This is a genomic window from Arthrobacter sp. B055-34 (assembly GCF_059090425.1).
In genome coordinates, this window is sequence record NZ_JBNHFQ010000009.1 from 188,919 (window position 1) to 201,654 (window position 12,736).

Annotated in this window: 7 protein-coding genes and 1 pseudogene; 2 read left to right on the top strand and 6 right to left on the bottom strand. The window is 66.6% G+C overall.

Annotated features, from left to right (window positions below):
* Positions 1-21 precede the first annotated feature (21 nt).
* Genes AC5RWO_RS17295 through AC5RWO_RS17305 form a run of 3 tightly spaced genes read right to left on the bottom strand, consistent with a single transcriptional unit; the run spans position 22 to position 4,765 of the window.
* Complete coding sequence (locus AC5RWO_RS17295; protein WP_498732751.1) at positions 22-1,050, bottom strand: NAD-dependent epimerase/dehydratase family protein; 1,029 nt, start codon at positions 1,048-1,050, stop codon at positions 22-24.
* Positions 1,047-3,746 carry an alpha/beta fold hydrolase gene (locus tag AC5RWO_RS17300; protein ID WP_498732752.1) on the bottom strand — a complete coding sequence of 900 codons (2,700 nt, stop codon included), beginning with the start codon at positions 3,744-3,746 and terminating at the stop codon, positions 1,047-1,049. Before AC5RWO_RS17300 ends, AC5RWO_RS17295 begins: the two co-directional genes overlap by 4 nt.
* On the bottom strand, positions 3,740-4,765 hold the full coding sequence (locus AC5RWO_RS17305) for a 3-oxoacyl-ACP synthase III (RefSeq protein ID WP_498732753.1): 1,026 nt from the start codon (positions 4,763-4,765) through the stop codon (positions 3,740-3,742). Before AC5RWO_RS17305 ends, AC5RWO_RS17300 begins: the two co-directional genes overlap by 7 nt.
* Positions 4,766-5,013: 248 nt before the next feature.
* Between AC5RWO_RS17305 and smc the strand changes: the two genes are divergently transcribed.
* Positions 5,014-8,631, top strand: coding sequence for a chromosome segregation protein SMC (gene smc / locus AC5RWO_RS17310; RefSeq protein ID WP_498732754.1), 3,618 nt, complete (start codon positions 5,014-5,016; stop codon positions 8,629-8,631).
* A 55-nt stretch (positions 8,632-8,686) separates the two neighbouring features.
* Here the strand turns inward: smc and AC5RWO_RS17315 are convergent, their stop codons facing one another.
* Both AC5RWO_RS17315 and AC5RWO_RS17320 read right to left on the bottom strand, forming a co-directional pair.
* On the bottom strand, positions 8,687-9,421 hold the full coding sequence (locus tag AC5RWO_RS17315) for a glutamine amidotransferase (protein ID WP_498732755.1): 735 nt from the start codon (positions 9,419-9,421) through the stop codon (positions 8,687-8,689).
* Positions 9,418-10,938 (bottom strand): CYTH and CHAD domain-containing protein, encoded by a 1,521-nt coding sequence (locus tag AC5RWO_RS17320; RefSeq protein WP_498732756.1) that lies wholly within the window; start codon positions 10,936-10,938, stop codon positions 9,418-9,420. The genes AC5RWO_RS17315 and AC5RWO_RS17320 overlap by 4 nt, the downstream gene beginning before the upstream one ends.
* 178 nt (positions 10,939-11,116) lie before the next feature.
* Between AC5RWO_RS17320 and ftsY the strand changes: the two genes are divergently transcribed.
* The gene (gene ftsY, locus AC5RWO_RS17325) at positions 11,117-12,322 is read left to right on the top strand and encodes a signal recognition particle-docking protein FtsY (RefSeq protein WP_498732757.1); all 1,206 of its coding nucleotides are present in this window, start codon (positions 11,117-11,119) and stop codon (positions 12,320-12,322) included.
* Between the two features lie 130 nt (positions 12,323-12,452).
* On the opposite strand, the pseudogene AC5RWO_RS17330 reads toward ftsY, so the two are convergent.
* Positions 12,453-12,736 (bottom strand): annotated as a pseudogene (locus AC5RWO_RS17330) (hypothetical protein); the annotation flags it as partial.

Below are 12,736 nucleotides of genomic sequence, written 5' to 3' on the forward strand. Positions count from 1 at the left end.
TGATTCTCCTGCGGGTGGTAGTTAGGCGTGCCGGCCGGACCGGCCGAGGTAGTGCTCCGCGAGCCGGTCCAGGCCCTCTTCGATGCTGACCGCAGGGGACCAGTCCAGAACCTCGCGCGTGCGGCGCTGGTCGAACCAGTGCGCGGTGGAGAGCTGTTCGGCCAGGAACCTTGTCATCGGCGGTTCGTCGTGGACCAGGCCCCGTTTGCCGGCTGCAGTCCATGCGCGCTCGATCACGCTGCCGGCACCCCTGGCCAGCCAGCCCGGTACATTCCAGGCAGGAGGTCTCACCCCGGCGGCCGCGCAGATGCCGGCCAACAGTTCGCCTACCGGCCGCGGCTGGCCGTTGGTGACCACCAGCGCCTGTCCGTGGGCGTGGTCCATCCGCTCCAGCGTCCGAGCTATGGCTGCGGCGGCGTTGTCGATGTAGGTGCTGTCGATCAGAGCGGTGCCATGGTCCAGCAGGGGCAGCCGGCCCGCCCGTGCCCGTGCCACGACCCGCTCGACCAGTTGGGTGTCCCCGGGACCCCAGACGACGTGCGGACGGACGGCGGCCACCCGGAAACCGGGGGAGTCTTCTGCCAAGGCGAGCAGCTCGGCGGCAGCCTTGGATCTGGCATAGTTTCCGTGCGCGCGTTCGGGATCCGCAGTTCCCGCGCCGGCACCGGCAATGGCCGTACCGAAATGGGCGACTGACGGCGAAGAGACGAACACAAAGTCGCGCACGCCGGCGCCACGGGCGGCCTTGAGCAGACTCCGGGTACCTTCGATATTGGTGGCGACAAAGTCGTTCCACTCGCCGGTGAAGGAAACCTTTGCAGCCAAATGCACGACGGCGTCAACGCCCGCAACTGCGCGGGCTACGGCCAGCTCGTCAATCAGCGACCCTCGAACCGTTTCTGCCTGTGCCGCATTCCGGGCCAAGGCAGCCGGGCGCCGCTGGAAGGTGCGCACGCGGTGGCCTTGCTCCATCAGCAGCCGGGCGACGGCACCGCCAAGCATGCCGCTGGCGCCAGTGACCAGGATGTTCCGGGCGGTACCGGGGCTCATGGCTGGCCCATCCGTCCTCCGGCCAGCGCCTTCGCAGCCCATTGTGCCAATGCGGCCCGGTCGATCTTGGAATTGTGCCGGATATCGGTAGGCAGCTCGGGCACCAGCAGGACGGAAGCAAGATCCAGACCGGTTTCTGCTGCGACTCTCTCGCGCACCTCGGCACTGAGCTTCCAGGCGGCCGGCGCGGGTTTCCGTGCCTTCGGCTGCGTTTCGACGACGGCGACCGGAACCTGGGCACCGTGGGGGCCGACGCCCACCACGGCCGCCCGCGCCACCTGGGGGACCGATTCGGCTGCCTGCTCGGCGGCCACGGGCGTTCTGACGCCGTGGGCAGTGGCCAGGATGTGTGCCAGCCGTCCCTCGACCCAGAGGCGTCCGGCGTCGTCAAGATGCCCTACGTCGCCGGTGCGGTGCCAGCCGGGCACGGATCTGCTGCGCGATTCGGTGATCCACAACCGGTCATAGCGGTCTTTGACGTGCGGGGCACTGACCAGGATCTCGCCTGTGACACCGGGCCGGGTGACGGGTTCATCCGTGCTGCTGCCGTCCGGGTTCAGGGCGGTGACGGCGACACTGGCACCGGACACGGGAGTGCCGACGCAGACGCCGTTGCCCTTACCTGCTGCCCGGATTTCCTCGAGGCTGATGTCGGTGACGGGCAAGGCCTCGGTCATCCCGTACGGCGTGTGGAGGGATGCGTTGGGGACGAGCCGCTGAACTTTGGCCAGCAGCGGCTCCGGGATCGGCGCGCCGGCGGAGAGGAGCAGTTCTACCTCGCCCAAAGCGCCGCGCTGCGGGCCGGACAGCTCGGCGGCGGTGGCCACGACATTGTTCAGCGCCGCCGGGGACGCGAAGACGGCCGTCGCCTGCACGGCGGCCGCAGCTTCGGCCAGTGCCGCCGCGGTCAGGGTCTTGGGCGCCGTGACGTCCATGTCGGGGGTGACCGAGGTGGCTCCCAGCGCGGGCCCCAGCAGGGCGAAGGGGGCGAAACCGGCAACCAGCGCGGTGCCGGCCTGCAGCTTGTACGTATCCTTCAAGGTATCCCGCATGGCGGCCAGCTGCCGGTGCGTGTAGACCACGCCCTTCGCCGGTCCGGTGGAGCCGGAAGTGAAGAGGATAGCGGCATCCGCGTCCGGTTCCGGATCCGTTGCGGCGGCCTCGGTACCGCGCGTGTCCGGGACCGACTGCAGCAGGTCTTCCACTGTGTGGCTGACGCCGTACAGGGCGCGTTTTGGTGCGCTCATGGCTGTGGCGCTGATCTTCACCCCAGGCCATTGGAAGAGGCGGGCGGCAACGAAGGCGCGTTCGATTCCGATGATGTATTTCGGGCCGGCGCCCTTGATGGCACGGCTGAGGCCGGTGGCGCCCAGGCCGGCGTCGGCTACCACGATGACGGCGCCGAGCTTCAGGCACGCGTAGATCAAGCTGGTCAGCTCGATGCCGGGCGGAACCAGCAGGTTGACCCGGTCTCCGGCCTTGACACCGATGGACGACAAGCCTGCCGCCAGACGGTCCACTACGGCGGCCAGTTCGGCCCACGACAACGTCCGCGGCCCGGTTCCCTGCTCGGCGTCGAGCGGGGCCATGTCCACCACGGCCGGCGAACTGTCCCCGGCGCGCTCGGCCAGTTCGGCCAGCATGGGACGGAACGAGCCCGTGCCTGCTGCGGGCACCGCCGGTGCAGCTTCAAGGGTGCCGCTTTCGGGAGCGCTGGCATGCGCCACTGCCTCGGCCAGCCCGCTTCCGCCGCCGTCCCGGTCCAGGCCGGGCGTCAATCTGTCCAGCCAGTTGAAGACGGGGGTCGAGATGTCTGCGTCTTCGGGGAGCAGATGGCCGGCACCTTCGAACCGGTGCACGTCGGCCTGCGGCAGGCGCTGCAGCAGATCACGCAGGTAGCGGTCGGAGAAGATCGGATCCTTCGGCCCCCACAGGACCAGAGCCGGAACATCCAGCGAACGGATGCCGTCGGCTACCTGGGTGAGCGTGCCCCAGCTGGGGGCGGACGGATCCGCGGGGATGTCGGCGACGAAGTTGCCCACCCCGGACCTGCGTCCGGCGCTGCGGTACGGTGCCATGAATGCTTCGCGGACGTCCTTGGCCAGCGGGGGATGCGCCAATGCATGTGTCACGCGGAGGAAAGCGGCCGACGTCGTCGTTCCCCAGCTGTGCACGGCCGGGTGCAGCGCGAGCTGCAGCGGGGCGGGGACGGAGTAGCCGGCCGGATGAACGGCCGTGTTTGTCAGGACGACGGCGGCGAGCTGCTGCCGGTGGCGTGTTGCCCAGCCGAGGGAGATCAGGCCGCCCCAGTCGTGGCCGACAGTGACGACCGGGCCCGTAAGGTCCAGCTCCCGGGTCAGGTCGCCCAAATCGGTGATGCGGTCCTCAAGTCGGCGGAACGTACCCGTGCGGGCGGAGAAGCCCATGTCCAGCTGGTCGACGGCGACAACCCGCCAGGGCCGGTCCGCCTCGGTTGCTGCGGCCAGCAGGCTGCGCCAGAGGTAGGACCACGTTGGGTTGCCATGCACGCAGAGCAACGTGCCGAAGGGCGTAATTCCTCGCTCTTCCAGCTGGGGGCCGTTGTCGAGCAGATGCCAGGTGTGGGTGCTGCCGTCCGGGTCCGCTGCCGCGGTCGAAGGTACGTTGACGCGGCGCGACCAGACAGCCCGGACACCGGGCCACAGCTCAGTTACCACGCAATCTCCATCATGGCCGTGTTCAGCCCGGAGCCCACGCCCATGCACAGGACGCGGTCGCCGGCGTTGAGGCTCTGCGCCTCCTGGGCCAGGGTCATCGGCAGCGACGCCGGGCCCACATTGCCCCACTTCGGGAAGGTGATCGGCACTCTCTCCTTCACGAGGTTGACCGCCTTGATGATGGCGTTCGTGTACGAATTGGAGACCTGGTGGGTGACGTAGCGGTCCATGGACCCCCAGTTCCAGCCGTGGTCATGCGCCTCATGCCACGCTGTGACCACTAGTTCAAGTCCGCCCTCCAGCAGCCCCTTGGTATCGGTGAACATCCCGTCCTGGCCGCCCACGCACAGTCCGTGGTGTTCCGTTCCGGCGCGCGAGACGCCGCCGATGATCCGGTGCGAGCCGGGGTGCAGGTCCGCCGGGCCGATCACGGCGGCGGCGGCACCGGAGCCTAGCGTCAGGGTGGCGAATTCGCGCAGGTAGTCTTCCCGGGAGGACTCCGGGTCGTTCAGCCGTTTGAAGGTGGTTTCCTGGGTTTGCTGCGCATCTTCCCCGGCGACGATGAGCGCGTACTTGATCTGGCCGGAATCGATCATGTTGGCCGCCAAAGTGATCCCGTTGACGAACCCGAGGCAGGCATTGGCCAGGTCAAAGTTAATGGCCGACGACGGCAAACCCAAGCTGTGGTGGATCTTCACCGCCACGGATGGCTCGAGGTTCTTGCGGGTCACCGAGGTATTGATCAGCAGGCCGATTTCGTCCGGCTCGATCCCGGCTTCGGCCATGGCTTTGGCGCCGGCTTCGATGGCGGCGTCGTCGAAACTTGTGCCCGGCGACCACCAGCGGCGTTCGGATACTCCGGCAACACGCTCGAGCAGACGCTTGGAAAGGCGCAGACGCTTGAGGCTGGGGGCCAGGCGCTCGTCGAACTCCGCGGAACTGACGACTACCGGCGCCTCCACACTCGTGACGGCCAGCAGTGCCGTGTTGTCATGTCGAAACGTCGCGTTACCGATCAATATCCAGCCTTTATTCGTGTTTCTGTCCGCGGCACCGGTCCGCGCCTGTGATGCACCCCGAAACCTTAACTATGCACCTAATGCGGCCGTTCCCGCACATGCACCGTCCGGCATGCATATGTGATTAACCGCTCCTCCACAGCAGACCCGGGAGGCCGGGTTGCGCACACTAGCGCCCCTTTGTGCCGCGATCTGCATAGGAAACACGATAGATTGTTTCAAGGAAAAAGTGCTGCGGGAGACACAATTTGCATCTGAAATCTCTGACTGTGCGCGGCTTCAAGTCTTTTGCGTCTGCCACGACCTTCGATTTCGAGCCCGGTGTCACGGCCGTCGTCGGTCCCAACGGGTCCGGCAAGTCCAACGTCGTCGACGCCTTGGCCTGGGTCATGGGCGAACAAGGTGTCAAGACTCTGCGCGGCGGCAAGATGGAAGACGTCATCTTCGCAGGGACCTCCGGCCGTTCGCCGTTGGGCCGCGCCCACGTCTCCTTGACCATCGACAACGCCGACGGCGCGTTGCCCATCGAATATGCCGAAGTCACCATTTCGCGCACGCTTTTCCGCACGGGCGGCTCCGAATACGCCATCAACGGCAGCAACTGCCGCCTGCTGGACATCCAGGAACTGCTCAGCGATTCCGGCCTCGGCCGCGAAATGCACGTGATCGTGGGCCAGGGCCAGCTGGACCGGATTCTGCATGCCACTCCGGATGACCGCAGGGGGTTCGTTGAGGAAGCCGCGGGAATCCTCAAGCACCGGCGGCGCAAGGAAAAGACGGTCCGGAAGCTTGAGTCGATGCAGGCCAATCTCGCTCGCCTGACGGATCTCACTGGCGAGCTCCGCCGCCAACTGACCCCGCTGGGCAAACAGGCCGAGGTGGCCCGCCGCGCCCAGCAGGTGCAGTTCGAGGTCCGGGATGCGCGGGCGCGCCTGCTGGCAGATGACTTGGTCCAGCTGACCGCTGCGCTGGCACAGGAAGTGGCGGACGACGCCGCGATGAAAGCCAGGCAGGCCGAGGTGGAACGGACGCTGGAGGCCGGACGGCAGCGGCTCGCGGAACTGGAACGGCTGGCGGCAGAGGCCACACCGAGGCTGAATGCCGCCCGGGATGCCTGGTACCAGCTTTCTTCCGCCCGCGAACGGTTCAGATCACTCGGCAACCTAGCCAATGAACGACGGCGGCTGCTCGGCGATGCGGATGCGGAACCGGAAACCGGACGGGATCCGGACCAGCTGGAACAGCAGGCCGCACAGGTGCGCGAAGAGCAGGCGGAGCTCGAGTTCGAGCTGGAGGACCGCAGGGAAGCCCTGGAGGACGCAGTGCAGGCCCGCGCCGATGCGGAAGCCGGCGCCGCCGCCGAAGACCAACGCCTGACCGCCATCCTGCGGGTGGCCGCAGACCGTAGGGAAGGTCTTGCGAAACTCGCCGGACAGGTGGCTGCGGCCCGCTCGCGGGCGGAGGCAGCGGAAGCTGAGCTGGGACGCCTGCGTGCCTCGATCGGTGAGGGTGAGGAACGCCGCCGCAAGGCGCAGACCGAATTCAGCGCCCTGGAATCCCAGGTCGCCGGAGTGGAGGAAGGGGAGGAGGGCCTCGACGCCGAATACGAGCAGGCATCGCAGGAGCTGGATGCCATCGAGGAAGAACTCGAAGCCCTCGTCGCGGAGGAACGCGAAGCTGAACGTGAGCGTGATGCACTGTCCGCGCGAAAGGAAGCACTGGAAGTAGGCCTCGACCGCCGGGACGCCAGCGAGGCTCTGCTGGCCTCCGGTTCAGAGGGCGTCCTGGGGCCGCTGGCAGAGCTGATCTCGGTGGAACCCGGTTACGAGCCCGCGATAGCCGCGGCGCTGGGCAGCAGCGCCGAAGCGGTAGTCCTTGCGGACCGGGATGCCGGGGTGCAGGCGCTGGAGCTGATGAAGAGCGAGGACGCCGGACGGATTGAGCTCGTCTTCGCCTGGACTGCGGATCAGACTAATCAGGTTTCCGCGGATCAGGCCTCGGCGGATCAGTCCATAGGGGACCTGGCCCTTCCGGGTGGCGCGGTGCGTGCCCTCTCCCTGGTCACGTTGAAGGAAGAAGCCGCAGCGGTACGCGCCTTGCTGGCTTCCGTCGTCGTTGTTGAGGATCTTTCCGGGGCTGCGGAAGCTGTTTCCTACCGTCCGGAGCTGACCGCGGTCACCAGGGCCGGCGAGGTCTTCAGTGCCTATAGTGCCCGCGGCGGATCGGCAGGCCGGCCAAGCCTGCTGGAGGTGCAGGCTGCGGTGGAGGAGACGGGCCAACGCTTGGCGCAGGCCACAGCCAGGGCAGAACGGGCCAAGTTTGCAATCGCAGCCGCAACGGCGCGGCGTGCAGAAACCGGCGCTCGGGCAGAGGCGGCGCTGGAACAGCTGAACGAATCGGACGCCCGGCTGGCGGCTGTGGCCGAACGGCTGGGCCATCTTGGCTCGACGCTGCGCTCGGCCGTGGGGGAGAGTGAACGGATTGCCAGGCTGGTTGAGGCTGCCGAAGCGAACGTTGCCACTGAGCAGCAGAAACTGGCGGAGATCACCCAGCGGCTCGGTGCCGCCCAGGAAGCTCCTGCAGAATCCGAGCCCTCAACCGAAGAACGCGACGCGCTCGCAGCCGCCGCTACCAGGGCGCGCCAGATCGAGATGGAAGCCAGACTTGCCCTGCGCTCGGGCGAGGAGCAGCTGAACGCCATCGGCAACCGCGCCGCATCGCTGGAACGGGCAGCGGCAACGGAACGGCACGCCCGGGCGCAGGCAGCAGAGCGGGCACGTCAGCGTCAGGTGCAGGCGGCCAAAGCCGCCGCCGTCGCACGCGGCGTCAAGCAGGTGCTGGCCTGGCTGGACGTCTCAGTGGACCTGGCCGAACGCGAACGTGATGCTGCGGAGGAAGTCCGGGCAGCACGGGAGCGCGAACTGGGCACCGTCCGCACCTCGACCGACGCGCTCGCCAACGAGCTGCGGGAGCTGACGGATTCCGTACACCGCGATGAGATGGCGCGGACACAGCAGCGGCTGCGCATCGAGGCTCTGGAAACAAAGGCGATCGACGAACTGGGCCTGACACCGGACCATCTGGTGGCTGAATACGGGCCGGACCAACCGGTTCCGGTGGCCACGGCGGCGTCGAAGGACAAATGGGCGGCCCTGCGCGAGGAGGTGGATGAAGACGGCAACCCCGTGGTCGAGGGAGTGCCGTTTGTCCGGGCGGAACAGGAGAAGCGGCTGAAGAAGGCCCAACGGGACTTGTCCTCCCTAGGCAAGGTGAACCCGCTGGCACTGGAAGAGTTTGCGGCGCTGGAGGAACGCCATCAGTACCTCAGCGGCCAGCTGGAAGACCTCAAGGCCACGCGCAAGGACCTGCTGGACATCATTAAGGAAGTCGATGAGCGGGTGGAACGCGTCTTCACCGACGCTTACCATGACACCGCGGCACAGTTCGAACGCGTCTTCGGCCGGCTGTTCCCCGGTGGCGAAGGACGCCTGGTGCTCACGGACCCGGACGACATGCTCACCACGGGTATCGAGGTCGAGGCACGCCCGGCCGGCAAGAAAATCAAGCGCCTCTCGCTGCTCTCGGGCGGCGAGCGCTCATTGACCGCGGTGGCCCTGCTGGTGGCGATCTTCAAGGCGCGGCCATCGCCCTTTTACGTGATGGATGAGGTTGAGGCGGCCCTGGATGACACGAACCTGGGGCGGCTGATCACCATTTTCGAAGAGCTGCGCGAATCGAGCCAGCTCATCGTCATCACGCACCAGAAGCGCACCATGGAAGTCGCCGACGCACTCTACGGCGTGACGATGCGGGGGGACGGCGTCTCCACCGTGATATCCCAGCGCCTTGCCACGGCAGAGGTCTAACGATCCGAGGCACGACGGCGGCGGCCCCGTGGCCGCGCCGGTCCCGCCTGCGGTGTTAGTCCCGCCGGTAGCGCCGTACGAAGTTGCGCAGCACGTGTTGGGGATCGGTGACCACGCTTCCACGGACACTTTCCATGACCCTCGACGCTTCGGCCGGCGGAAAGTACCCGGCAAAACGGTAGATCGAGATCCGGGTCAGCAGCCCGTCGATGTCGAGTTCAGGGTGGAACTGTGTGGCGTACAGGTTCGATTTCAGCCGGAACATCTGGGCCGGGCAGGTAGCGGAGCCGGCCAGCCGCACTGCACCGGCCGGCAGTATCGAACACGCTTCCTTGTGTCCCACAAAAGCCTGGAACCGGTCCGGCACGCCCGCCAGCAACGGATCCTTTCTGCCATCGTCGGTCAGGACTATCTCTACTTCGCCGATCGGCTCGCCATGGGTCCTGTCCACTACGCCGCCTTGATGCAGGCCTAACGTGCCGACGCCGTAGCAGGCACCGAAAAATGGGAAATCCGTGGCGATGACCTGATCGAGCAGGCGGCCGAGCTCGCGTTCAACCCGGTGCTGCACCGCCGATTTATCCGCGGGCGCATCGCTGGAGTTGAACGGACTGCCGCCCAGAATAATCCCGCTGTAGGCACCCAGATCAATGTCCGGCAGCGGGGTGGCCTCCAGCCGCACCCGGTGGAGTTCCCCCTCCGTGAGACCGCCGAAGCGCATGAACGCCGCATACTCTTCGTCGGCTGCTTTGTCTTGGGCCCGGGTAGCCAGGAGCAGGAACGGCTTCATGGGTTGATGCTAGTGGAAGGGAACCGTTTCCATTCACGGCGGAAGGCCGCTTCCGCGTTCTCGGCCGCAAACTGTTCCAGCGCGTGCAGACGGCCGTAGGTGAAGCCGTTCTCATTCTGCAGGACGGCCCCGGCCGCCAAACGGCGCAGCAGGTCGCGAGTCAGGACGGTGTCCTGGTGCACGCCGAGCGACTGCTGCACCCGGTGCGCCGCCTCGGCGAGCCGCTGTGCGCGCTTTCCGCCTACCGGGACCGCAGCTTCCGCCGCATACCGCAGCCGTTTGGCACGGATGCGGACCTCGTGCAGGGCGCGTGCATCGATGCCGCGGCTGGGAGCTCGCTCCACCGCAGTGACCGACTTGCGCAGCCGTTTGGCCTCCCGCTTGACGCGCCTGCCGATCACCTCGCGCGCTGGCTCCGATGAAACCGCCGTCAGCGCGGGATCGGACAGCAGCGCATCCAGGGCATCGAGCAGGCGGAAGTACCGTTTCGTGTCGAGCGCCCGCAGTGTCTTGGCCCGCGCTGCCTTCAGATCAGCGGTGAGCTGCTCATCGATCCTGCGGGCAACGGGTCCCAGCACCAGTTCCGGGCGCTCCCCGGCAAGTATGTCCCGGAGCCGGTCCTGCATGACCTGGGCGTCACGGGCCTCGCCCAGCAGGCCCGCAAGCCACTTCAGCTCACCCCTCAGCTGACCGGCTGTATCGCCGGCCAGTAGTTTGCGGTAGGTGGCCAGGCACGAGCGCAGCCGCCGGGAAGCCACGCGCATTTTGTGTACCGCTTCAGGCTCACCCGACCGCACCAGCGGATCCTGTTCCTTCAGGCTGCGGACCTGCTGACCCAGAAAGAAGAGTACGACGGCGGCCGCCTCACCTTTGCGCTTCGGACGGGGCTCAGCCGGCTCCGGCTGGCGGGAACGGCCGGTCAGTTCCGACAACAGCGCGGATCCGCGGGATCCGCCCTGTGCGCCGGAGCCGGCGCACAGGGCGTCACAAGCGTCCAGCAAGTCCTGATTGCCCTCGACCAGTTCAATCGACCATTCCCGCCACCGGCTGCCCCCGGGCGGACTTCCCAGCTGCTCGGACCGCAGATGGTCATCCAGCATATCGGCCAGCACCTCATCCCCGGAACCGCGGAGCCGGTGCAAAATCCGTCTGGTCAGGGCCCGGGCAACAGGAACCAACGGCTTGTCCCGCACATGCACACGCACCAACTGCAGCAGCGGCTTCGGCACTCCGTCTGTGCCGCGGACGGGAGGTGAAGAGCTGACCCGGCGCTCGCCGTCGTTAGTTGGCTGCTCCAGTTGCCAACCGGCTTGAGCGCCGGTGCGACGTTCAAGCGTGATGCCCCGTGCGGCCAGCACGAGATCCTCGGTATCGAAGTACACCGCCTCGAACTCGGCTTCCACGCCTTGCTCCACACGGCTAACGCCCGGCAAAGTATGCAGAGCGGGCAACGGCGCCGACTCTTCGACGTCGTAGGCACGTCCAGGCTTTGTGCCGTACCCATAGTCACTGGCCATATCCGGCCTTTCGCTTTCGCCCTGGAATCCGCTACGGAGCGCCGTGCGGCCACCGGCCCGGCGCGGCAGGGGAGGTGACGCCATGATAAGCCCGCCCGCCGGATTCGCCCAGCTCCCGTTCCTGTCTCACCGGGGCCGTGCGTCCGAAGGTGGCAGGGGCTGTGAGAAGCTAGGGATTGTGAACGACGTAACCATGATCCTTATATACGCTGTCATCGCGATCGCCGTGATCGGTACGGTTGCCATCCTCCTGGTTAAGGGTCGCAAGACTCCTCCGGGAACCTACACCACCACTCGGGACGCCAACGACCCGGTGCGCGGCGGCGGTACCGATACTTTGGAAGCGCCACCCGCGCCGGCCGAACCCCGTGTTGCCGTTCCCGAAGAGGAACTGCCCGCGACCGACGTCGAAGTTGCCGACGATGTGGCGGGCATCGAGACCGTACCGGTCGAGACCCCTGCTCCGGTTGAGGGGCGGCTGGCCCGCCTGCGCGCCCGCCTGATCAAGTCCAACAACGCCATGGGCAAGGGCCTGCTGGCGCTGCTCTCCCGGGACAAGATCGATGAAGATGTCTGGGACGAAATCGAGGAAACTCTCCTGATGGCGGACCTCGGCACCGAGCCAACGATGGAGCTCGTCGACGCCCTGCGCGACCGGGTCAAGGTCGCCGGCAGCCAGGACCCGGAACACGTCAAGGCGATGCTGCGTGAAGAACTCATCAAGCTTGTTGATCCCAGCATGGACCGTTCGCTGGCAGTCGAGCGGCATGCGGATCGCCCGTCTATCGTCATGGTGGTAGGCGTCAACGGCGTGGGCAAGACCACCACCGTTGGTAAGCTCGCCCGCGTACTGGTGGCCGAAGACAAGGATGTGCTGCTGGGCGCGGCGGATACCTTCCGCGCCGCGGCAGCAGAGCAGCTGGCAACCTGGGGCCAGCGCGTGGGTGTGCCTACCGTAAAGTCCGACGTCGATGGTGCGGACCCGGCGTCCGTCGCTTTTGAAGCAGTGAAGGCCGGCATTGACCAGGAAGTCGACGTCGTCATGATTGACACGGCCGGCCGCCTGCAGAACAAAGTGGGCCTGATGGACGAGCTTGGGAAGGTCAAGCGCGTCATCGAGAAGCAGGCCATGGTTGACGAGGTGCTGTTGGTTCTGGATGCCACCACCGGACAGAACGGGCTGAACCAGGCCAAGGTCTTCTCCGAGGTCGTCAACATCACGGGCATCGTGCTGACCAAACTGGATGGAACTGCCAAGGGCGGGATCGTCGTAGCTATTCAGCGTAGCCTCGGCGTTCCGGTCAAGCTGATTGGCCTCGGTGAAGGTGCGGACGATCTGGCTCCGTTCGAAGCTGAAGGTTTTGTGGATGCCCTCCTGAACTAAGGCGTTCTACCGTCCTGCGGGCACTTGCCGGCGGGACGTTTTCGATGACCAATGCCGAAGGGCGGACGTGATAGTACGTCCGCCCTTCGGCATATTTAGAGCAGCTGCTTTGGCCGGGCCTCAAATTTCGTTAGGCGGCTGCGCGGTGGTAGAGGAAGTCGATGCGGCCGAGTGCCTGTTCGAAGATTGACACCGGCTCGAGTGTCTCGTCCGGTTGTTCTGTTGCCGGTGGTGTGCCGGGCAGTGCCGGTGCGGTGGATTGGTAGGTGTGCCCGGTCGGGGTGGTCGTTTCCACGGTGTGCCGTGGTCCGGGGATTGTTCGGGCGTGCCAGCCGTCGGCTTCTTTCGCGAGGTTGCACGCTTCACATAGGCCTTGCCCGTTGATCTCGCTGGTCCCTCCGGCGTCGCGCCAGG